Origin of the sequence: Paenibacillus sp. FSL W8-0426 (assembly GCF_037969725.1) — a bacterium.
GTDB lineage: Bacteria > Bacillota > Bacilli > Paenibacillales > Paenibacillaceae > Paenibacillus > Paenibacillus hubeiensis.
On sequence record NZ_CP150203.1, the window covers coordinates 6,728,277 to 6,749,267 of the forward strand.

The following is a 20,991-nucleotide window of genomic DNA, read 5'->3' on the forward strand; positions in this document are numbered from 1 at the left end:
AAAAAATAGACGAATATCGACAGTTTGTTGTTGTCGTTCTTTGGAGTAATGTGTAAATTACGCAAGCGATTCAGCAGGAAACACAGCGATTTTTGTCGAAAGTAACACCCACTATGAAAAAAACAAACACGTCCACTCATCTCAAAATGAAATATATCTGGATCATCTTGATGACCTTTGCGGTATTAGTCGGCATGCGCTGGTTCTGGACCCATCAAATGTTCCCCGTTCTGCGGGATCATTCTCCTGTAAACGGCGAGCTTGATTTGCGAAATGTCGATTTGGACAGCGCACCGTTGATGTACCTGAACGGCGAATGGGATTTCTACCCTCATCAGCTGCTAACCCTTCAGGAAATCCGATCCGGAAAATACGATTCCATCCCTATACAGGTGCCCGGAGACTGGGGAGATGCGCTTAACAACAGCGATAATACCTCTTACGGGTACGGTACTTACAGGCTGCAAATTCGGATGAACCCGATTCCGCAGCCCGTTTCATTTTGGTTCAAGAAACTCCAGGCATCGTCCGAAGTGGAAATCAACGGCGAAACCGTATCTGCACTAGGTACAATCGGCGATATCCCGGAGCAATACAAACCCAACAGTCTATCATTCACCCCTTCTTATGACGGGAACACAACGAAGATTGACTTGGTCGTTCGGATTGCCAACTTTGACAGCCCGCATAAAGGAGGGATCATGGTGCCTGCCTATTTCGGATCACAGGCCGCCATGGACTTTTCCCGCTGGTATTCGATCGGCTTTCAGCTCTTTATATTTCTCGTGTTGATGCTTCACGGGATCTACGCCGGCATCCTTTTCTTGATCAACCCGTGCGAAAAATCCTTATTATACGCCTTGTTGGTTACCGTATCGGTAGGTATAGCCATTTTGTCCGCATACGATAACATTCTGATGCTGTGGTTGCCGCTCAATTATACATGGGGACTGAAAGTTCACCTGATTGCTCTGTTAGCCCTAAGCATGTTCATTATTTTATTGTTCCGAAAATTCACGACGCGACGTTCACCCAGCCGCTGGACCCGCATATACCTTGCCATGCTGCTTGCCATGATGATCCTGACTACCGTTTCGCCGGCGTCCTTCATTTACGAAATCATCCATTATCGTATCTTTGATTGGCTGTATTGCACCGCATTCGTCTGGTTTATAACGCTCTCGGTCAAAATGGTCGGACAACAGCAGAACGACCAAGACATCATTTTCATACTGGTGTCTGCTTCCTGCATCATTTCCAACCTGCTATGGAGCTTTGCGGAACTGTCATTTAACGTTACGACGGTCTTCTATCCGTTTGATCTGATCATGGCCCTCGCGGGATTCTCGACGTATTGGTTCAAAAAATACTTCCGCAATGCCAGATTGAACGTCGAGCTGAATGAACAGCTGATCAAAGCGGACCGCATCAAGGATCAGTTTCTGGCGAATACGTCCCATGAGCTAAGAACTCCCTTGCACGGCATCATGAATATCGCCCACAATGTCGTCTCGCAAGAGAAAGGCCGGCTGCATCCCGGCAGCCTGCAGGACATGAATCTGCTGATCACGATCAGCCGCCGCATGTCGCATCTTATTGGCGATCTGCTCGATGTCGTCCGGCTCAAGGAGCACCGCATCAAGCTGCATCCCGAGCCGATCCGGGTTCAGTCCATTGTGCCCGGAGTCCTGTCCATGCTGCAGTTTATGACTGAACGCAAAACCATAACGTTGCATAACGACATTCCCGATTCGCTGCCCGCCGTCATGGCGGACGAGAAACGACTGGTGCAAATTTTGCACAATCTGATCCATAATGCCTTGAAATTTACGGAGACCGGCATGGTGACTCTCTCTGCCGAGGTACGGGAAACAAAGGCGATCATCCATGTTTCGGACACGGGCATCGGCATGGACAAGGAGACCCTTTCGCGCGTTTTCTCCCCATACGAACAAGGCCTGTCCGGAGATGGCCATGAACAGGGCATTGGGCTCGGGCTGAGCATCTGCCAGCAGCTCGTTGAACTGCATGGCGGTACGCTAAGCGCTCGCTCCGAACCTTCCAAAGGTTCAACGTTTACGTTCAGTTTGCCGCTGGCCAATACGGATCTCAGCCAGGTACGACCGGGAATACGGATGGAGCCGTGGGAAGAAGCAGCCTCTCCCTCCACGAAGCTCTCTGCCGCGGCGAAATCAGGTTCAGAAACCAATGTGGCCGAATGGTCCGAGCAGAACACGAAGGCAGCTCACGCCTCACCTGCGGTTCTTCCTTTGCTGCAGGAAAGCCCGATTCACATTTTGGCCGTCGATGACGATCCGATCAACCTGAAGGTACTCGTCAGCATGCTTTCGTCTGAGCCTTATACCGTGACGACGGCCCATTCTGCCCGTGAAGCGTTGGAGCTGCTGGACACCCGACAATGGGACCTGCTGGTCACCGACGTGATGATGCCTCAGATGTCCGGATACGAGCTGACTCAAAGAGTACGTGAACGCTACTCCGTCTCCGAGCTGCCCATCTTGTTGTTAACGGCTCGCAGCCAGCCTTCGGACATCTATACCGGTTTCTCGTCCGGAGCGAACGATTACGTGACGAAACCAGTGGATGCGCTGGAACTGAAATACCGGATTAAAGCGCTGATCGGGCTGAAACAGTCCATCAACGAACGGCTTCGGATTGAAGCTGCCTATCTGCAGGCCCAGATCCAGCCTCATTTTCTGTTCAATACGCTGAACTCCCTCATTGCATTAAGCGATATCGATACAGAGAAGATGCACAAATTCGGGGATGCGTTTGCCTCCTTTCTAAGAATCAGCTTCAACTATCTCAATACGGGAAAACTGGTGGAGCTCCCTCATGAGCTGGAGCTGGTTCAGGCCTATCTGTACATTGAACAGGAACGGTTCGGGGAACGATTGTCCATCATCTTGAATATAGAGCCTGGCCTGAACATCATGCTGCCTCCGCTTTCCGTTCAACCCTTGGTCGAGAACGCCGTTCAGCATGGGTTGCTGGGCAGGGCGTCGGGCGGAACGCTAACCCTCACCATTGCCCGTGAGAAACAGAGTCAGGCCGTGCGGGTCGAGGTTCACGACAATGGCGTCGGCATGGACTCCCAATTGGTCAAGCAGCTGCTGGACGTTTCGATGCAAGGGAAACAGGGCATCGGGGTTGCCAATACGAACCGCAGGCTGATTCAGCTCTACGGACAGGGGCTGACCATTCGCAGCGAACCGGGTGCAGGTACATCCGTCTCGTTCGTTATCCCTTATCAACAGCCTGAATCCCATGAACATGCCAGGTCTTGACCATGACAAGACCGGAAACCTGCCCCCTTCGTCAAGAAGGGGGTTTTTGCGCTCTCCAGCTGCCCTTGGGAAGGCGCTCTTCCCGCTGCAGCTCGCCCGAACCAGGTTAATTCACTCCGGCGAGGAATGTTCACTTGCCTATTTGGCCATTTTTTGTAAAATAATTGATGTAAGCGCTTTATTTCAAACTCTTGGGGAGGTGCTTGAGATGGGAAACAGGAAGACGGCTTGGATTCTGGCTTTCGCTTTGACTCTCACGCTGCTAGGCATGTATGCCGAACGAACGGAAGCGGCAAGTGCAACGATCACCAACGGTACCGATTGGCTTGATACCGCAGGCAACCCCATTCACGCCAACAGCGGCAACATTCTCAAAGTAGGCAGCACGTACTACTGGTACGGCGAACACGCCGTGAGCGGCAAGTTTGACAGTGTTAATGTATACACATCCACCGATCTGAAAAACTGGACGTTTCGGAACGCCATCCTGACCAAAGACTCGGCAACCGAACTGGCTTCCAGCAAAATCGAACGTCCCAAAGTGATCTACAACCCCTCAACGGGCCAGTATGTACTATGGGCACACTACGAAAACGGCACCGATTACAGCCTGGCCAGGGTTGCCGTAGCCACCAGCAGCACGCCGGACGGCAAATTTACGTATGAGGGCAGCTTCCGCCCCATGGATCTTGAATCCCGCGACATGACCGTATTCGTGGATACCGACGGCACGGGTTACCTCTTGTCGGCTTCTCGCAAAAACGGCGGGGCTAACGATACGATGGCCCTGTTCAAAATGAACGACAGTTATACGGGCGTGGATTCCTTCGAGGGCTGGCTGTTCGAGAACGCCTACCGCGAAGCCCCGGCCGTCGTCAAAAAAGGCAACCGCTATTACCTCTTCACCTCCCAAGCCTCCGGCTGGTACCCTAATCAGGGTGCATACGCCACAGCAACATCCATGTCCGGACCCTGGTCAACGCTTACGCCTTACGGAAATCCTTCTGCCTTCGGATCGCAAATCCATGATATTGCCACCATTACAGGGAGTACGACAACGACCTACATCTACATGGGTGACCGCTGGAATCCGCTCAATCTCGGCGAACACAAGCATATATGGTTACCACTCACCTTGAATGATAACAATGGAACTGCCTCTCTGGAATGGAGCAAAGAATGGAGCATCGATGCGGCCAGCGGAGTCGTGACCCTGCCCAATCTAGTCAATCACGCCCAAGGCAAAACAGCCACAGCCAGCTCCGTCGCTTCCGGCTCTTCTGCTTCAAATGCCAGCGATGGCAATTACCAGACTTCATGGGCGGCATCGTCCAATACGTGGCCAGCCTGGTGGCAGGTCGATTTCGGTTCACCCCGAACGATTACCGAAATCGACATTTCCTGGTTCATGTATAAAGGTTCCGAAGGATACTACAAATATAAAATCGAAATCAGCAACGATGGCATCAACTACTCCACCATTGACCGCACGACCAATACAACGTACGGCTTCACCACGGACGCAGTCCATTTTACGGCCCGTTACGTGCGCATCAGCATGGTTAATGCTGTTCTGTGGAACAACCCGAGCAACTGGTACACACCGACGCTGCACGAAGTGAAGCTGCTGGGCCCATCCACGCCCGATGCCGTCAACTACAGCCGTTTCAGTTCCCAGAACTATCCTGACCGGACCATCCGCCACGCCGATTTTGCGGCCCGGATCGATGCAAACGTCTCGCCCGAACTCGACTCCCACTTCAGGGTAGTACCTGGCTTAGCCAATTCCGGCGGCGTATCCCTGGAATCGATCAATTATCCGGGCTACTTCCTCAAGCGCAATAACAGCAACAAAATCGTGCTTGAAGTTTACAGCGATACCGCTGAATACAAAGGCGACGCCACCTTTCTCATCCGTCCGGGCTGGGCCGATCAAACGAAGGTATCGTTCCAATCCTACAGCCAGCCTGGCAGCTACATTCGGCATTACAATTACGTGCTGCAACTCGACACCGTGACCGCGTCCAGCAGCGCCACGTTAAAAAGCGATGCCACTTTCGCAAGAACGGACTTCTAGGACACCATGTTCGCCACATAAATAAAAGGTTGCTTCCACCCTGGATTCTGGGCGGGGAAGCGGCCTTTTATCCATGATTCCCATAAACTGTATGGATGGGCGGATAGTTGTGCTGTATAATTTTCCCCAAACCATAATGGAAGGAGATGTTGTATTTTCTAATGAAAACGAAAAGTTCCACACCGAGGAAAAGACGTTTACCTGCAATCCTTGCTTATAGCTTCGCCGTTCTTCTTTTAGTATCAGGCACGCTGGGAGCCTTCGGACCTTCCAACCTACCCAAGGCATACGCGGACGGCAATGTCACCACAGGATACTCCAAAGATCAGCTGGACGCGTTAAATTTTCTGAACGAGATCCGCGCCAAGGTCGGCGTGCCGCCCGTTCGTTTGAATCCGTATGTCACCCAGGCAGCGGAAGCCCATGCTTCGTACTATAATAGGAACCATGCCCAGCATCCCAATCTGAGTGCCCACTCGGAGCAAGCGGGAATGCCTGGTTTTAAAGGCGTAAATATCAAGAACCGCATCGAGGCGGCCGGATTTGTCGCCCAAAATCGCGGATTTGCCTATGGCGAGGTCATGCATTACCATCAGAAAAGCAGTTCCCAAGCCGTGCAGGGATGGCTGGATACCGCTTATCACCGCAAAATCATACTCGATCCCAGTTATGACGAGGTTGGCATCGGTCTGGTCGACGGCACGGCCGTAATGGATTTTACGGGTTCCGGTTCCCAGCCGGACAATGGAAACATGTCAGTTTACCCCTACGACCGTCAAACCGATGTACCCGTTGGTTTCTATGGGTTGGAAAGTCCGAATCCACTACGGCAGTTCAATGTGGAATTCTCGGGCTACATTATCTCTGCGTCTACAGCGGCAACCATTAACCGTTACCAGGCAAAAATGACTGACCAACAAGGAAACGAGGTTCCTTTGCATGAAGAATTGTACGGGAGCACATTATTTCTGTATCCAAAATCCGTTTTGAAAGGAAACCACACCTACACCGTAACGCTTGAGCTTTTGAGCGGTAAATCAGCGGAAGCGCTGCGCAAAACGTGGTCATTCACTACCGGAAAAGGTCATAGCTTGACCGAACTTGGCCCATATATGAAAGAAGTCACTCTGAACCAGGGAGAGCAGCTTCAACTAAAATGGAGAAGTTTTTATGATGATGGATCATGGGAAGATGCAGAGACAGGAGTCAGCTACATAACGAGCAATCCCAAGGGGCTTAAAGTATCCACAAATGGCATGATTCATGGCATATTGCCTGGCGAGTACACGCTGAAGGCTACGCTCGAAGGGAAGTCAGCGCAGGCTAAAATCAAAGTTTACCCCAAATGGAAGACTAAAACGTACAGCAAACCAATTAACAAGCTGCCTTCCGACATTCAGGGACATTCCCTTCAGGAAGCATTGGAGTGGGGATTGCGCTCAGGCATCGTGAGCGCTGATGGCCAGGGACAACTCAAGCCTGATTCAACCGTAAGCGAGTCGGAATTCTGGATCATGTTACTGAAAACATATAACGTCGACATTCAGTCTTATCAGAAGGGAAAAGAAAGCCTTGCCGACACTGCTTACCGAATCGCCAAAGACCGTAATTATCCGCTGCTGGGCCTCAAAACGGCTTCATTACGCGACAAACCGATCAATCGCCAGCGCATTGCCGAAATCGTGTCCGCTGCAGACGGCATGCATTTCATCGGCTCCAACGCGGTCAGGTACGTGCTAGCCAAGGACTACGTCCGCGGAGTCACGGAATTGTCTTACTCGGGATATGAGAGCGAGAGCACGGTAACCCGAGCAGAAGCGTTGAACATTCTGAAACGCCTTCAGAGCTCCCTGGGCACATTGAAAGGCAGACCGGCGGAACCGACAGATCAATTGGCTCTGCCTAAATTGCCGGAAAAGGTAATGTATGTCAAACCGGCCGTTTTCGAGGAACAAAGCTTGTTTGCCCAATATGACAAAGGCGGAAAGCTGATTGTGGAAGGCCAGTTTTCACAATTGAAAGACAGAACGATCCTGTTCAAGGTTCAAGAACACACCGTTACCGGTTCCCAACATATTGAGGATGTGCAGGTTACCTTTGATAGCAAAGGATACTTCCATATCGAGCCTGGCACGTATTCTCCGGACCAGCTTAACCTTTACTTGTATGCACCGTCCGCCACCTTTTTTATATCTGTGAAAAAGGACACGATGAATCTGTCGCAATATTCTACGCCTGCAGTCCAATAAAACGAACGAAAAGACGATTCCTATATCGATAGTGTACAGGAGTAGAGAACGGTTCCAGCCACTTCTTCTGTTGTTCCCGGCCTGCCTCCTTAATCCGGTCTAACCGGGCATATTTGATAGAAGACAGGGGAAAAGAACGACAAAAACAACCACTGACGGTTTTAGTCAGTGGTTGTTTTTGAATAAACTTGCTTACTTGTCAATCAAATTGGTCGTTTTCAGCAATCTTGCGATCAGCGCCGTCACTTCCGCACGCGTCATCGTTGATTTCGGGCTGAGGGTGGTGCCTTCGCCCTGAATGATCCCTGCTTCGATCAATTGCGCCACATCCGCCTTGGCCCAGTTCGATACGCTCGCACCGTCTTTATATTGGGACAGAGCAGAAGTATTCTGACTAGCCGCAGCTTCGGATTTAATCAGGCGATACGCACGGGCTACCATCGCGAAGCCCTGCTCTCTCGTAATTGGCTGGTTGCCGTAGAAGTTGCCATCATCATAACCGCGAACGATATCAAATTCATCCGCAATCGCGAGGGCATTTCCGTACCAGGCGGAAGTCGGTACATCCGGGAAGTTAATCTGCGACGCTTCCTGACGCATCAGACCCAGGCCGAGGACCACGATCTCCGCGAACTCGGAACGGGTTATGCTGCGATCCGGCGAGAACGTGTTATCCCCGTTCCCCTTCAGATCCAGTCGTGCGGCAACGTTATTCACATCCGCTTGACCCCAATGGGTTTTCACATCCGTGAAATCCTGCGGATTCCAGATTACCGAGTACGTACCGCTGCTGCGCAAATCATGGATTTGTGCATAATAACGATTGCCGATCTTCGTTACAACGGTTGGCAGGTGATATACGCTGCCGTCCGGATTCACTACAACGCCTGTCGTAATCCGGTTCGGATCGATGCCTTCCGGCAGGGCGATGTATTTGGCCGCATATCCGTTCAATTGGCCGGATCCTACGGTTTTACCGCCATGGTTAAATGTCAGATTCAGATCAACCGGATCAACCAGCAGCTCATAACCTCCCGCCGCTGCCTTGTTTTTCGCAGCTGCAATCAAGGCATCCGAAGAACGCTTGATATCGATGCGAACCCCGATATCGCTCAGCGCTGCATTGCCCAATTGACCAGCGACGGAATTCAGGTTCATTTTTCCGACAGGTACCGGATAAATGGCCAGCGGGTTGCTGATTTTCAGGTTTGCGCCCTTATCGTTCAGTTTCTTCAAGATGTCCGCCGTCAAGCCGTCAACCGTCATATCCCCTTCATTTGGCGAGTGAACCGTCAGATCCTGGCTTGTACCTTCCGATACAGCTTCACCCAGCTTGTTCGGGTCTACCTTAACTGACGTTGTCGTACGGCCGTCTGAGGTTGAAGTTGTGCCTGTTGCAAACGGATTGTCTTTGCCGTTCAAAGTTACGTCCAGATTGCCTTTTGGAGCTTCAGGCGTACTTGGTGTTGCTGGAGTAGTTGGCGTTGTTGTTGGAGTCGAGCTTCCGCCACCTCCGCCTCCACCACCGGTGTTGCCGTTATTTCCATTATTGACTACACGAAAGACGGTCAGCGTGTAGATCTTCTCCCTACCATTAACGGTAACCTTGACATTAATCGTGTTGCTGCCTTCATTCAAAGGCAATTCACCGTTTTCTTTACCGCTCGTCGCGTCCGTCCAGGCACCATTGTTGAGCGAAAACTCAATTTTGGCGTTCGGATCCAGACCTGCAAGCGAATCCAGTGTTGGTGTGAAATATACACTGTACGTTGCAGTAGTCGCGGTGTAATTGTACGTGTTCTCAGCAAAAGCCGGTGACAGAGGTATCGAAGTTTTATCATTGGCGTTCAGCTCGAGACCGACAAGATACGATTTTTGAGCAGAATCGACTACGATTGTTTTGGATTGTTTGGTTACTTTTCCATTTCTCACTGCCGTTACATCCACCGTATATTTTCCATCCGGCAGTTCTTTCGATGGGGTAAAGCTCCAGTTTCCATCTTGATCCGCTTCCACTTCCCTTGTTTCAATCACATTGCCGTTCTCATCCTTCAATTCAACGGTGACTTTCGAATCCTGGTCTGCCACGCCTTTGAGTTCAGGCTTGGACACGTTTACCAGCCCACCGCTCGGCTCGGTGATCAACAAAGGTTTCAGAAGCTCACGCGCTGCCTTTAATTCCTCAAATGCTTTATTGACTTCTTCTTGTGTTTTGTTTTTGTTGTCAAGCACGGCTTTGGCGTCTTCCAGAGCTTTTTGATACGCTGGCCATTCCTCTGCCATATAATCTTCCTGGTTCAGTTGATTCCCTTCTTCAACGGCCTGCCTAAGATCGGTAATGTTAACAATGGTAACGGATTTCTCGGCGATGATATCCAAATTTTCGTCGCCCTGCATGCCGCCGTATTCAATGACGTAGCCTGTAACACTATTGTCTACGGGGTAATCGTTCCATTGTCCTGCGTCGTCGCCAGGTCCGTAAATATGAGCTACATATTCTTTGCCGTTATAATCGTTAGGTTCGCCGCTAGCCCAGTTTGCATACCCCAGTTTGGTGCCGCCTAGATAACCTTGATAGAATTTCAGACCTTTTTCGTTGTCCGCTTTGCCTTCCGGTCCGGTTACCCAGCGCCAGTCGCCATTGGTCTTAGCTTCACCGTTTTTGCGCTCGATATCTTGTGCGCCAATCCAGCCAACGCCCAATGTTTTATCTTTTACAAACTCGTTCTCTTGTGCATCCGTAATCGTGACCAGATATCCTTCCCGTCCGAAATAATCGGCGGCGGCAGCCTCAGCCTTCGCGGCTTCCCAGGTAATATTGCTTCCTTTATTTACAAATTTATAAAAATGACCATTAGCATCATAAGGGAGGGCATCACCTAAGGCAAATCTAACGGTTCTGGCAGACGTATCGCTGGAAGTGGTTGAGAACTTGACACTGGACAATACCTTCATGTAATCTTCCGCCGAAGCATTTCCTGTCAATGTCAAGACACCATTCTTCGCTTCATAATTTCCTTGAATTCCTGCCACTGCGGTATATGACAACAAATCCCCTGCCTGAAAATTTTCAATCATCACGGTGGCAGCGTTCAAATTGGTTGTGTAAGAAGAATCCTGAATCTGAATTTGAGGATCAATAACTGAGCCTGACGATGTCTCTCCGTCAACAATATCGTAGCTGGTTGTACCACCAGATGTGGAGATTAAAGCTTCGCCTGCATCAGCCGCACTGACATTCGTCGGGACCACCGGTAAACCGCCAACGGTCAGAGCAGCTGCGAGAACTAATGCTCCATGCTTTTTCTTAAGAGACTTTTTGCTTTGTTTGGACACGTTCTTTTCCCCCAATTCCTTTATTAGACTGTTCGATATGGATGAATTTTTTTTTGACACTTTTCTATGGGAAAACGTTTTTCTTTTTCGCAACCTCCTTATTTTTTTTTAACGTTTAATCTGGTTGTGTTCAGGGTTGGGATTGCAAAAATAGAATTCTATTCTCATAAATCCCTATTCAATTTACCTGGGATCCTATGGTCGGCAATCCCGCAGTTTCTGTAAGTCGTATTATAAAGACCCAGTCTATACAAAAACTATACAAATCATCTAAAGCGTTAAAACAAAGAAGCCGCCATTTTGGCGACTTCTTGAGCGACGATGATCTTGTCTCTAAGGCAGTTCCTGCAGCAAGGCAGACGAACAACCGACTCTTTCAGTTTTTACATAAAAGCGTTTGTTTCCTGGCATCCTCATCAAGAACATTGCGTTTGAAAACCCTTACTGGACCGAAATTGTAATGACATCGATATTTGGCCCCTCCATCGTTTTTGAAGTGTACCCTTAGAATAGACATTGGGAGAAAACCCCGGGTTTAGATGAAATTTTTAGGGGTGTATTTTTGAGACAGTAGTTTTAGGTGTGAACACGGAGCAGGGAGCGTGTATAATAAACACAACCTGTAATGCTCTGGAGGAGATAAGATGACAACATTTCTGAACCTGACTGGACCCATTTTGGAAGGATAGCGCCTACCGGTCCACAAACTGCGTGTTTCCTTCATGAACGAAGGTGCCAAACTCATGATTCATCATCAAGTTATTCCCATGAAATACGACAATGTTGCCCAAATTAATGATATCGCTGGGCTGGAGCAGCAGTGCAAGCAGCTCGATTCCGCTTGCCTCAAGGCCGATCTGGAGCATCTAACCAAGGAAGACGGCGACCATGGGCTTTTGTGCTATCACAACGGCCAATTGGTCGGACTGCTAAGCTGGTATCCATCGGAAGGCACAACAGGAAGCATCAACGCTGTGGTTCATCCGCAATACCGACGACAAGGCGTCTTGCGCAGCTTGCTTGAACGAGCGAGGGAGGACGTGAGGCCTCTCGGCATCCATCGGTTAAGCTATCGCGTGCCGCAAAGCCATCCGGCTGGAATGGCTGCCGTTCAGGCGTTTGGCGCTGCATATGACCGTTCGGAGCATGCGATGAAGCTCCAGAATGATGCGTCTGCAAAACAAAGTCAAACGGTTTTCTCTTCCGGACTTGATCTGACTGCCGCAGAACCGGAAGATCTGGAGTTCATGATCGCCTGTTCATCCGCTGCATTCGGCGATCCGGAAGATTGGACGCGCGACTATTTCAGGCACACCGATGAACCGAGCCGGCCCACGTATGTGATTCGCAAAGAAAATGAGCCCGTAGGACTGATCCGGGTCAACGTCATCAACGATTCGACGGGGTTCATTCACAACTTCTGCATCCTGCCTGCGCGTCAGGGAGAGAAGCTGGGACGCGCCGCGCTCACTTTGATGGTACACCGATTGCTGGAGCAAGGTTATACGGACATTCGGCTTTCCGTCGTAACGGAAAATGAACGTGCTCTAAGCTTGTACCGGAGCGTCGGATTCGACGTGACCACGGAATATAAATATTTCATCGGCCCGATCTGAACGGGCACGGAAAGGAGATGTTCCCCCGCTAAGGGAGGACATCTCCTTTTTCACAACGACCCGAAGTTTCCCGAAACGAAAGACGAGCTTCTCTCCGTCAAAACCGCTGAGCTGCCACGTTCTTTGGCGCCGGATTCGTGAATAGTTCCCATTTGCCGCGGAAACGGTCAAAGCTCATGGCCGCAGCCTGCTCCGCAATGCCCAATCCCCGGAATGGACGCAATACAAAAAACTCATGAACGAAGTAATCCGTACCTTTGGAGCAATGCGGCGGGGTGGCGATCAAAGTAAATCTGGCAGGGAGATCATCTACGGTAATGAGAAGCGGATAAAGGCAACCTTTTTTCTCCCACCACACGTTCTGAACGTCGTACTGATCCTGCAATGTTCTGTATTCATCGCCATTATGGTGGAATGATCGTGCCGGTTTATGCTTACAGCATGAATTGCTTGGTCATGTTTCCTTTTTGCCGTACACGATTTTGCGGATGCTATCGTCCGAAAGGCAAAACTGTCCGGCCAGGTCGGCCATGCTTGCACCGTCCGCAAATTGGGCGCGAATCTGCTCGTTTCGTCGTCGGACCAACGCCCTGGCGCCGGAGTTCTCGCCCCATTTTCGATGCATTTCCTTCGGTTTCGGAATATAGATCAACCCGCCCGGAAAATGCTGCTGCACCAGCTCCACAATTTCCGCAGGCAGTACGGTATGTGCATTCACGTATTTCAATTCGCTCCACTCCTTAAAATAAAGTTTTAAGGAAGCAGAGTCCTGAAATGAACGTTTGCCGCTAATCAGGCTTGGCGGTGGTGTTTATTAAGCTCCATGCAAAACAGCCGCCGCTGTTCATCCTGTGGACTCTGCATGGAGCGGCGATCCAATCTTCTTATGGGTTTTACCATGGTATCCCCCCTTCTACAGATATTGGTTCAAACTGCTCGCGAGCAGTTCCTTGACGGCTTCCTTCAGCCCATCCGGGCGAATGACCTCTACCTCAGGACCGTAGGATAGCAGCCTGCGAGCCGTGTACGGCATCTCTTCATGCGGCACCCGTCCGCGCCACGTATTCCCTTCAACGGTTTGGAACAACGGATCGGACCCGGCCAAGCGTTGGCCGAAATCGGTAAAACGAAGCACCACCTCTTCGCCAGAACGCCCATCTTCGGCTCGAAGCCATGCTTGCAAATGCGGAACCGTGTCATCCGTCTGTTCAAGCACCCGGAGCGCCTTCATGCGATCCGTTCGGTACAGCAGCACCCGCTCGCGTCGCCGGGCCGGCATATACCAATACCCGTCATCGAAATAGATGCCGAGCGGGTACGCCTCGACTGTTTTCTCTCCGTTCCGGGAGTGATAGGTAAACGCAATGGCCCTCTTTTCCACCGCCGCTTGCAAAACGCCAGTCGTCACCGCTTCGGGCGCAACCGAGGGACGCTGCATAAATGTGATATGCCGCCTCATCCGTGCGATCAGTTCCTGCACGTCTTCAGGCAAACTGCCGAAATATTGCTCGGCCAAATGCCCACGAATGGAACCATAAGGGAAGTCCGGAACCCGCTCCAGGTACTCCAGCATCATGAACAACCCGAGCGCCTCGGTTTGCGTCAATTGCAGCGGGGGCAGAATGCGGTTGGGGAGCACCCGGTACCCGCCATGAACGCCTACCTCGGCGTACAGGGGAAAGCCCAGCTCCTGCAGATCGTTCAGGTCGCGTTGAATCGTCCGGACGGACACTTGAAATCGCTCCGCGAGTTCGCGAGCGGTAAACTTTTTGCGCGAATCCATCAGACGCATGATGGCCAGTTGCCGATTATTCATTTTACCCCGCCTAACTACGTCATTTTATGTCGTAATTATAGTTTACCATAGTGTTATATCGAAAGGAGTGATCAATACTATGCCAAAACGTAAAACGATTCTGTACATTGCCGCAAGTCTCGATGGATACATCGCCAAACCGGACGGTTCGGTGGATTGGCTGCACGACGTAGAAGGAGATGGCGGGGATAACGGCTATGGGGCCTTTTACGCCAGGATCGGAACGGTGGTTATGGGGCGCAGCACCTATGAAGAGGTGCTCACGCTTACGGATGATTTCCCTTATGCGGGTAAACCGACATATGTCCTGTCCCGTACGCCTCAGCCTCCCTCTCCGCATGTGCAATTTACGGACGAAGACGTCGCGACCCTCATCCCGAAGCTGCAGCAAATCTCCGAAGGCGATGTCTGGATTGTCGGGGGCGGAAAGCTCGTACAGACGATATTGGAAAAAAGACTGCTGGACGAGATGGAAATTGCCATCATCCCGAAAATTTTGGGCAATGGCATCCCCTTGTTCCCTGTGGGTACCCTCCCCAGCGACTGGACGATGGTCGGCACGCAAACGTTGGGACAGATCGTATCAGTCCGGTATCAATCGAAGGCAAACTAGGCGGGGAATCCCGCCTTTTCGTTGGGGAATACATCCGTGCCGCGCTACGTCCAATCCATCGATCTCGGGGCGCCAGATCAAAGGCTCGGATATTTATCCAGCTTAAGCCAATCGCCCATCTGTTTCCGGGTCAGCTTGCGCACAGGTTTAACCTTTTCGCTCTTCGCGTCATACCGGAACAAAATGAAGCGGTCAGACGGGTGCTCGCTAATAAAATCGAAGACTTTCCCGTTCTTATGCCACAAAATCAGGCTTGTGCTGATATAGTTGGTCGTCCGGGGCAGCCGAAGTACGCTGTCTTTCGCGGCATCATAGATCGCAAGGGTGCTTTTGGACGGATCTCCATAGGAAAAGGCGATCTGCTCTCCCGTCGGGGACCATTGATATGCCGTAATGGTTTCGAGAGTTCCCTTCACCTCTTGTTGCAGGCGATCGTTCAAGACGACGCTTTCCCCCGTGTCCAGGTTAACCAGCAGCAATGATGCCCCGGCGCTGCGGCTTGCCTGAATGGCCACCCATCCTGCGGCAGGCGATTCGGCGACGCTCGCAAGGTCCAGCCAGGAATCGTCGTAATCGGCCGTGTCGAGCTCGTGCCGCACTGTGCCCTTTTGGATCACGATGGATTCGATGACGTTCTGTTCAAAGTCCGCTTTATCTTCCTTTAGAACGGTATGCGCGGTTACGGTCAAGCCTTTGCCTGTCCAAACGATGCTTCCGGGTGCTGTTTTTTTGGCATATTGAGTTACGTTCTGGTACACCACTGACGAAGCAGCGCTGACTTGGGATACAGCCTGCTTTGACGTCTGCCCTTGCGCCGATGCCGCTAGCGTTGAATTGGGGATTGTCCCCAACACTCCCGCCATAACGACAACTCCGCACAATAACAGCACCGACGCCTTTCTGATCGCCACGTATTTCATTGGCCGACTTCCTTTCTCTACCGAAATTATAGGTTTATATGATGCCTTCGAGATAATCGCTTAACGCTTCGGCCGCCCTGCGATGGGACGACTCCCCTGGATGGCTTCTGGCTCCCATCGTTGCTTGCGTCGTGTCGGGGAGCTGGAAAATGGATACCTTGCGGTCTCCCGTCCGGTGGACATAACGATCCACAGCACGGTAAATCGCCGGCATCATCGGCGAGCCGAGCATGCCGTAAGCCCATACGATCCAGGCCTTGGCATTGTTGTCGCGCAGCTTGTCGAGAAACCGCTCAGCCGCCCTTTCGAACGCGGCCAGATCATCCTCGTTAAAGGAGCCGTCGTCATTCAATCTTTGCTTATGCACCTGCCCGGTCACCGGGTCCTTCCATGCCGGCGTCCGAAATGCGCCGCCATCGTTGCTGCCCAAGTTGACCACAATGACATCGGGCTGCCATGACGAAAAATCGTGAAGATTGGCTGCGCCCAGTTCCCGGTTGGTCTCTCCTGTGAGCAAGCCGCATACTTGCTCATAGTAATCCGGGATGTTGCCGTGCGGATTGTTGTCCCAACTCGTCATCACGCCCCACCCGCTCTGGGAAATGACCCGATACTCCGCATCCAGCGCAGCTGCGGTCAGGAACGTGTAATTTTGTATTGCGCTGAACCACATCGGAATCCAGTCTTCTTCCTGCCTGGCACCGATGGCACCCTCTCCGGAAGTGATGCTGTCTCCAATGAATTCGATCTTGCGCGGGCGTTCGCGCACCGGCAGAAATTCGCCATCCGTTCGCACGGCATGCATTTGCAGTACGCAGCCGGGATCGGCACTCATGGCCTGCACCTCCTTGACGATCCGCACGTTTGTCGTTTTGAGCGGATTCATTCCCCGAAAGAGGCAGATCCAATTCCGACCTTCCGCCAGCATCTGCCTGCTGACCGGCACACCGTTCACCAGCACGCTGATCCAGGACTCGTATAGTTCATAACGCGACTCGACCTCAAGCCACAGCTCGCTTCCTTGCACATTCAATTCCAGTGCGCTTCCCGTCCAGAACAGGGTCAAGGGCGACAAATTTCCCGTCGTGCGGCCATGCACCTTGAGATGTTTCACTTCTGTTAGCTCGAAATGCTGCAAACGCTTATGGGCCTTCATGCTAAATCCTCCTGCCGATAGGGAATTTACTCTACCTTAGTAAACAACAAATATTATGATTCGTTGCCATTCGTTGATATATAACGCTGAAAAAGCAGCTTGTACTCTTCATACCAGTGCTGCCATTCCTCTGTTCGGGACCCTAGCGTCCGCCCGTCAAGAAGCTCTTCAATGACGCGGAGGCAGACATGCCAGCCTGCAACGTCTTTGGGCGTATGGCTTGTCACACGGCCGATCGATTCCAGCAGCAAGAGGCGGCAGCCTTCCGTTTCAGGGTATAGTTCAAATCTCACCAGATCATCGCCCCATGTAAATTCGAGCACCGAGTTCGTCTGGGCTTCCGTAATCTTCATTTCTTCAAACGTACCGTCCTGCATGTCAAACCGGATCACGCCGCCGGTATCCAGTTCCATGACCTCCAACTCGGGAAACCACCATTTTAGTTTGTCATTGTCCGTTAGATACGACCACACGTTTTGAACCGAATGCTTCCATAGACGTTCGAATCGAACAACCACGCCCTTCGGAGTTTGCTGCACTTCCGCGATCATGATCGGCCTCCTTATTTGTATATTCGTATGGCATGTTCAACATTTGTTGAAATCGTACTTGCGAATGCATCCACCCGCCAATACCATCCATATATTGGTGGATTTTGTTTGTCCTGATTGTTGCACAGCCCTGGCGTAAAAGCAATACAGCGCTTTCGGCCTTTTCGGAGCTCGTGACACCCCGCGATCTGCCCTGCCCTATCTACTCCGAACCAAACGTATCGTGCATCTCAGATGACTTCAGCAGCTTCGCCTTCGGTATGAATACATCGAATTTGGCCCCCTGCTCCCCTTCCACACCGTCGCTGACCGTGATGCTTCCACCCAGGGACTGCACGATATCCCTCACATGGGATAGACCGATACCGGTGGCCGCAATGCCTGCCTCATTGAACTTTGTCGTGTAACCCGGCTCGAAAATGACTTCGCGTTTGGCAGCGGGAATTCCCTTTCCGGAATCCATGACGGTGACATGCAGGTTCTCCCCCCGCTCCAGCACGCGGATGTCGATGGTGCCGCTTTTGTCGACGGCCTCTACGGCGTTCGCCAACAGATTGTTCACTACCGTCAGCAGCGGTATGTAATAGGCCGTCTCGCAATCCATCTGCTGCTGTACGCGGATCTGAATCCGTTTGCCCAACATTTCGCCGTATTTCCGGTTTCCCCTTATCGCAAAATGAATAACCTCCGACACGCTCATATGGACGGCTTTCCCGTTATCGTACAGTTTCAACAACCCCGCCAGTATGCGTTGCGAATCCTTCTTGACCTCATGAATCTGCTGAGCAATTCCCAGCATGCGCTGGCTGTACTGCCCCAGCCCCTGCTCACGCAGATCGCGATAAAGCTCATAGCTGTCTGCGGCGATGCTTTCGATCGTTTTCATCGACTTCTTAAGGTAAAACACTTCACCATACAGGCCCGAGTCCACGCTGAGCATCTGCTCCATCCGCTTTTCCTGCTCCGCATGGAGAAGGCGCATCTGTCGTACGGTGATGCTGCTATACAGACCAATCACGAAGTAGCTTCGCAAGCAGGCTACCACAAGCAGATACAGCCATCCGCGGATGGAAAATATATCCGATCCCACCAGCACACCTCGAAAAAGAAGCTCCACGAGGTTGGAGGAAAAGTCGATGACGGCAATCATTCCTCCCAGCAGAAGCGGCTGCAGCTCGTTAAAGCGATACTTGAGCTTGCTCAGCATCCACGCGAATACGATGTAATACATGCCGGCCCCGATATTGTTCAGCACGCCTTCCAGAATGGACCAGTCATGCTTCTGGAGCAGCCAATCGCCCGTCTGGAATGCAAAGCTGGCAGCCCCCGTCATGATTCCGGTCTTCAGGTAAGGCAGATTGGGCAGAATCATCAGCAGCAGCAAAAAAATGCTGACGCCCAGACCGATGCGAAACACATCTTCCCGAAAAGGGTAAATTCTGAATTGTGCGCCGACTGCCGTAGCCAAGGCTACCGCGCTCATCTGCACATTTTCGTTTCTGAACCAATTGCGCATAAGATCCTCCGACGATTTCTTGTTCCGCGCCGCTGTTTAACGCAGCGACTATGAGATTACACCATCTAATATACAGCAGTCTTAGCATGATCAAGCAAAAAATAAGTGCCGCGCATCGCGTAATCATTAGAAATTTTCCGAAAACCTTGTTATGCTGCACAGGAATCGGGCTTCTTTTGTCCAATATTTCTCAATATCTGGTTTGCCTTCCGATTTCCCAGGTCCAAAAGAGCGTGTATGATGAAGGTAGAAAGTTCAGTTCAGATTCTCGGCTTAACATGTCCAGTTACATAAGGGAGAGATGAAGATGGTGCATGAATCGATTACAGAAGGCGTTATGCGCACGCGCAGCAAGCTGCGGAAAGATTTGCTGGTTTCGGTTTTTAACGAGTTCGACGAAAGCATGATGCAACTGGACTCTCTTAAACGAGAGGAGAAGTACCGCAAAATGTCGCTGTCTCCGTTTTCTTTTTTCCGGGGAAGTGCCTACCTGTTCTATTTCGATGCCACGCGGCAGTATTTCCCCTATCACACGCGGGCGGACCGTCCAACCTGGATTCAGGGCGACCTGCACTTCGAGAACTTCGGCGCGTTCCATATTCAAGGCAGGCAGATCGTATACGACGTCAACGACTTTGATGAAGGGTACCTGGGCAGTTATCTGTATGACGTGCTCCGCATGTCCAGCAGCGTGGCTCTTGTGGGCAGGCAGTTCGGTTATGCCGAGGCGGAGCAAAAGGAACTGATTCAAACCTATCTCCGCGCCTACGCGAAACAGATTCGCCGTTTTGCCGCCGGAAAGGACGACCCCGCCACCTTTATGATGAACGTACAGACGGCGAAGGGTCCTGTACGCAAGCTGCTGCGCAAATTAGAAAAACGCAAGCAAGCCCATTTTCTCGAAAAGGTTACGGCACAGATGCAGGACGGCCGCGCATTCCTGGAAAATTCCGAGCTGGTCGTGCCGGAAGCATCGGAACAACGCCGGTTGGAGCAAGCTTGGACCGATTATCTGGATACGGTGGCGGAGCGGCATCCCGACGATGGCCATTATGCCATTAAAGATGTTGCGGTCAAACACGGCTCAGGCACGGCTTCCATCGGCCTTGATCGGTATTATCTGCTGATCGAGGGCGAGAAGGGCCATAACGATGAGGACGATACGATTCTGGAGGTCAAAGAGGTTCGCGTGCCGGTTCCCGCCTATTTCCTGCCCTATTCCGAGTCGTTCTGGGCGCATTTCGGACATCAGGGCAAACGTGTGGTTACCACCCAGCAGGCGATGCATCATCAGGCCGATGCTTATCTTGGCTATCTCACCGTCGAAGGCCGCGATTTCTATGTCCGGGAACGCTCGCCTTACAAAAAACGGCTCAAGCCGCAAAACATCCAGAGCATTCAGGATATGCGCCAGGTACTTCGGGCCATGGGCAAATTAACGGCCAAAATGCACGCCCGCGCCGACATCGATGTCGCGAGCGGCATTCTTTCTTACCATAGCGAGCAGGAAATCGCCCACGCCATAGGAAGCGATATAGATGCTTTTGCCCGCTATATCGCGGACTGGAGCTATCTGTACGCGAATCAAGCGGAGCGGGACTATGCCTTGTTTACCGAGTGGATTGAGGAACGGTTCGGCATTGCCAAAGAGGAGAAGCTTGTGCCTAACATGTAGGTTCTGTCATCTTCAAAAAAACAGTGGTTGCCTGTAGGAAGCGCTATGCCTCCCCGGCAACCACTGTTTTTTCATGATCATCCCGTATTTCCTAAGGCTCCGCAGGTCAATTCGGCAATTCGGGGCACCGGGACGTCAGCCCCATTCAGCACGGGAGG

The 20,991-nt window shown here is 51.5% G+C and carries 14 protein-coding genes; 6 read left to right on the top strand and 8 right to left on the bottom strand.

Annotation, left to right across the window (positions count from 1 at the left end):
• The first annotated feature begins 113 nt into the window (after positions 1–113).
• The 3 genes from MKY59_RS30380 (at position 114) to MKY59_RS30390 (ending at position 7,634) form a co-directional block, all read left to right on the top strand.
• Positions 114–3,308, top strand: a complete 3,195-nt coding sequence (locus MKY59_RS30380) for an ATP-binding protein (RefSeq protein WP_339275271.1) — start codon at positions 114–116, stop codon at positions 3,306–3,308.
• A gap of 268 nt (positions 3,309–3,576) precedes the next feature.
• Positions 3,577–5,385 carry an AbfB domain-containing protein gene (locus MKY59_RS30385; protein ID WP_339278502.1) on the top strand — a complete coding sequence of 603 codons (1,809 nt, stop codon included), beginning with the start codon at positions 3,577–3,579 and terminating at the stop codon, positions 5,383–5,385.
• Positions 5,386–5,546: 161 nt separating this feature from the next.
• Positions 5,547–7,634 (top strand): CAP domain-containing protein, encoded by a 2,088-nt coding sequence (locus MKY59_RS30390; protein WP_339275273.1) that lies wholly within the window; start codon positions 5,547–5,549, stop codon positions 7,632–7,634.
• Positions 7,635–7,826: 192 nt separating this feature from the next.
• Here MKY59_RS30390 and MKY59_RS30395 read toward each other — a convergent pair whose 3' ends face one another.
• Complete coding sequence (locus MKY59_RS30395) at positions 7,827–10,970, bottom strand: S-layer homology domain-containing protein (RefSeq protein WP_339275275.1); 3,144 nt, start codon at positions 10,968–10,970, stop codon at positions 7,827–7,829.
• Positions 10,971–11,713: 743 nt separating this feature from the next.
• On the opposite strand from MKY59_RS30395, the gene MKY59_RS30400 reads away from it, so the two are divergent.
• Entirely contained in the window at positions 11,714–12,586 is an 873-nt protein-coding gene (locus MKY59_RS30400; protein WP_339275277.1) for a GNAT family N-acetyltransferase, read from the top strand.
• Between the two features lie 97 nt (positions 12,587–12,683).
• Here the strand turns inward: MKY59_RS30400 and MKY59_RS30405 are convergent, their stop codons facing one another.
• The 3 genes from MKY59_RS30405 to MKY59_RS30415 all read right to left on the bottom strand — a co-directional run bounded on the left by MKY59_RS30405 (position 12,684) and on the right by MKY59_RS30415 (position 14,402).
• On the bottom strand, positions 12,684–12,971 hold the full coding sequence (locus MKY59_RS30405; RefSeq protein ID WP_339275278.1) for a hypothetical protein: 288 nt from the start codon (positions 12,969–12,971) through the stop codon (positions 12,684–12,686).
• A gap of 69 nt (positions 12,972–13,040) precedes the next feature.
• Entirely contained in the window at positions 13,041–13,304 is a 264-nt protein-coding gene (locus tag MKY59_RS30410) for a CD3324 family protein (RefSeq protein ID WP_339278503.1), read from the bottom strand.
• Between the two features lie 195 nt (positions 13,305–13,499).
• Positions 13,500–14,402 (bottom strand): YafY family protein, encoded by a 903-nt coding sequence (locus tag MKY59_RS30415; RefSeq protein ID WP_339275279.1) that lies wholly within the window; start codon positions 14,400–14,402, stop codon positions 13,500–13,502.
• Between the two features lie 79 nt (positions 14,403–14,481).
• Between MKY59_RS30415 and MKY59_RS30420 the strand changes: the two genes are divergently transcribed.
• A complete protein-coding gene (locus MKY59_RS30420; RefSeq protein WP_339275280.1) occupies positions 14,482–15,015 on the top strand; it encodes a dihydrofolate reductase family protein in 534 nt (177 codons plus the stop codon).
• A gap of 77 nt (positions 15,016–15,092) precedes the next feature.
• Here MKY59_RS30420 and MKY59_RS30425 read toward each other — a convergent pair whose 3' ends face one another.
• The 4 genes from MKY59_RS30425 to MKY59_RS30440 form a co-directional block, all read right to left on the bottom strand.
• Positions 15,093–15,935 (bottom strand): hypothetical protein, encoded by an 843-nt coding sequence (locus MKY59_RS30425; protein WP_339275281.1) that lies wholly within the window; start codon positions 15,933–15,935, stop codon positions 15,093–15,095.
• A 34-nt stretch (positions 15,936–15,969) separates the two neighbouring features.
• Positions 15,970–17,091: an SGNH/GDSL hydrolase family protein gene (locus MKY59_RS30430; protein WP_339275282.1), complete on the bottom strand. Its 1,122-nt coding sequence runs from the start codon at positions 17,089–17,091 to the stop codon at positions 15,970–15,972.
• A gap of 53 nt (positions 17,092–17,144) precedes the next feature.
• Positions 17,145–17,642, bottom strand: coding sequence for an SRPBCC family protein (locus MKY59_RS30435; protein WP_339275284.1), 498 nt, complete (start codon positions 17,640–17,642; stop codon positions 17,145–17,147).
• A gap of 202 nt (positions 17,643–17,844) precedes the next feature.
• On the bottom strand, positions 17,845–19,158 hold the full coding sequence (locus MKY59_RS30440; RefSeq protein ID WP_339275286.1) for a sensor histidine kinase: 1,314 nt from the start codon (positions 19,156–19,158) through the stop codon (positions 17,845–17,847).
• Positions 19,159–19,465: 307 nt separating this feature from the next.
• On the opposite strand from MKY59_RS30440, the gene MKY59_RS30445 reads away from it, so the two are divergent.
• A complete protein-coding gene (locus MKY59_RS30445; RefSeq protein WP_339275288.1) occupies positions 19,466–20,833 on the top strand; it encodes a DUF2252 family protein in 1,368 nt (455 codons plus the stop codon).
• Positions 20,834–20,991: the final 158 nt, after the last annotated feature.

Bases quoted from the DNA above. Each gene is read 5' to 3' on its own strand.
- MKY59_RS30415 (WP_339275279.1), bottom strand. From the start codon at position 14,402: ATGAATAATCGGCAACTGGCCATCATGCGTCTGATGGATTCGCGCAAA.
- MKY59_RS30430 (WP_339275282.1), bottom strand. From the start codon at position 17,091: ATGAAGGCCCATAAGCGTTTGCAGCATTTCGAGCTAACAGAAGTGAAA.
- MKY59_RS30390 (WP_339275273.1), top strand. From the start codon at position 5,547: ATGAAAACGAAAAGTTCCACACCGAGGAAAAGACGTTTACCTGCAATC.
- MKY59_RS30445 (WP_339275288.1), top strand. From the start codon at position 19,466: ATGGTGCATGAATCGATTACAGAAGGCGTTATGCGCACGCGCAGCAAG.
- MKY59_RS30400 (WP_339275277.1), top strand. From the start codon at position 11,714: ATGATTCATCATCAAGTTATTCCCATGAAATACGACAATGTTGCCCAA.
- MKY59_RS30380 (WP_339275271.1), top strand. From the start codon at position 114: ATGAAAAAAACAAACACGTCCACTCATCTCAAAATGAAATATATCTGG.
- MKY59_RS30425 (WP_339275281.1), bottom strand. From the start codon at position 15,935: ATGAAATACGTGGCGATCAGAAAGGCGTCGGTGCTGTTATTGTGCGGA.
- MKY59_RS30420 (WP_339275280.1), top strand. From the start codon at position 14,482: ATGCCAAAACGTAAAACGATTCTGTACATTGCCGCAAGTCTCGATGGA.
- MKY59_RS30440 (WP_339275286.1), bottom strand. From the start codon at position 19,158: ATGCGCAATTGGTTCAGAAACGAAAATGTGCAGATGAGCGCGGTAGCC.
- MKY59_RS30385 (WP_339278502.1), top strand. From the start codon at position 3,577: ATGTATGCCGAACGAACGGAAGCGGCAAGTGCAACGATCACCAACGGT.
- MKY59_RS30435 (WP_339275284.1), bottom strand. From the start codon at position 17,642: ATGATCGCGGAAGTGCAGCAAACTCCGAAGGGCGTGGTTGTTCGATTC.